The following is a 1,676-nucleotide window of genomic DNA, read 5'->3' as shown; positions in this document are numbered from 1 at the left end:
AGGGCCTGATCGATCGGCAGGACACAACCGCCCATGTCGTCAATGTCTTCCCATTTTCGTCGATGTGACCAGTAGGCGATCCTGACCTCGTCATCTTCGCCCGTCGGCTTGAGCCGCGCGATCGGTGCCTCGGTTGCCAGCAGGTATAGGTGGTAAGCGCCTTTGTCCTCGTACCAGCCAACTCCGCCGCCATTGGCTTCATCAAATGCTTCGATGCGCAGTGCGATTTCGTCTTCGTCCATGACGCAGCCATAACTGCCTTCGACTCAGGGCGCATCCGATTCACTTCGCCGCATGGTTGCTGCGATGGCCTTGCCACCTTTGCCGGTGAAGATTCGAAGCATTGGGATGCTGCAGAATCCCAATGCCGATATCGGCGATGCCGTTCCCCAAGTCCTGCGCCAATGGCTGCAAGCATGGCGCCCCTGCTTTACGGCGCCCAGCTGGGAGCATGTGCTTGTTCTGGTGATGGGCGCCCTGCTGGCGCCGGGCAAGCGGACGGTCACTTCCTGCCTGCGCATGACCGGCCGGGCCGAAGCCGCCAACTTTGCAACCTTTCACCAGATCCTCAACCGCGCCCGATGGAGCTCCCGTGCTGTTGCCAGACGGTTGCTGAGCGTCGTGGTGGAGCGGCTCGTGCCCGCTGGCCCTGTCGTCATCGGTTTGGACGACACCATTGAGCGCCGATGGGGACGCCGGATCACCGCACGTGGCATCTACCGGGACCCGGTACGATCCAGCCATGGCCATTTCGTCAAGGCCAGCGGGCTGCGCTGGCTGAGCTTCATGGTGCTCACCCCGGTGCCATGGACCCGCCTGATTAAGGCCTTGCCGGTCCTGACCCTGCTTGCCCCTTCGGAACGATCCAACCGTCAACGCGGCTGTCGTCACAAGTTGCTGACAGACTGGGCCCGCCAGGGCGCACTACAGCTATGTCGCTGGCTGCCAGGTCGCCGGATCATCTTCATCGGCGACAGCAGCTTCGCCGTCCACGAACTGGCTCATGCCATTACCCGGCGGGCAACGCTCATCAGCAGGCTGCGGTTGGATGCGAGCCTGTTTGCACCGCCTGCGAAACGAACATCGCGCACGATGGGACGGCCTGCGCAAAAAGGTCCGGCACTGCCAAAGCTCAAGACCCTGCTGTCCAACCCGACGACAAGCTGGACGAAGATAATCGCCTCTGCCTGGTACGGCCATGCGGAGGGCAAGGCCCTCCAGATCACTTCCGACATCGCCTTGTGGTACAGAACGGGCACCCCGGTGTTGCCGGTTCGATGGGTCCTGGTCCGCGATCCCGACGGAAAACGCGATCCCCAAGCCTTCTTCAGCACCGACGTCACCCTCGAACCCGCGGACATCATCGCGCTGTATGTCCGCCGCTGGCAGATCGAGGTCACGTTCGCCGAAACCCGAGCTCACCTCGGTGTCGAGACACAGCGCCAATGGAGTGACCAGGCCATAGCCCGAACCACCCCGGTGCTCCTCGGTCTCTACAGCCTCGTATCGCTATGCGCCTGCGATCTGCTCACCACCAGCAGCATCCCTTACGCCGCCGCCTGGTACCGAAAAACCAGCCTGACGTTCACTGACGCCATCGGTGCCGTCCGCCTCAAAATCTGGCTCGGCGACATTAACCAACGTTCCCCGCCCCACCGCGAACCGCATTATATTCC

2 protein-coding genes are annotated in these 1,676 nt (G+C 62.3%); one reads left to right on the top strand and one right to left on the bottom strand.

Going from position 1 to position 1,676, the window contains the following annotated elements; translation table 11 throughout:
* Positions 1–242: hypothetical protein (locus IEX64_RS24195; protein WP_188824018.1), on the bottom strand; the 242-nt coding region annotated here is incomplete at its 3' end.
* Between the two features lie 52 nt (positions 243–294).
* Between IEX64_RS24195 and IEX64_RS24190 the strand changes: the two genes are divergently transcribed.
* The coding region (locus tag IEX64_RS24190; protein WP_229710737.1) for an IS701 family transposase at positions 295–1,676 on the top strand (1,382 nt) is incomplete at its 3' end.

The sequence above is a fragment of the Novosphingobium indicum genome (assembly GCF_014645195.1).
Taxonomy (GTDB): domain Bacteria; phylum Pseudomonadota; class Alphaproteobacteria; order Sphingomonadales; family Sphingomonadaceae; genus Novosphingobium; species Novosphingobium indicum.
The sequence above is the reverse complement of the archived record's forward strand: the minus strand, read 5'-3'. Positions and strand labels throughout refer to the sequence as shown.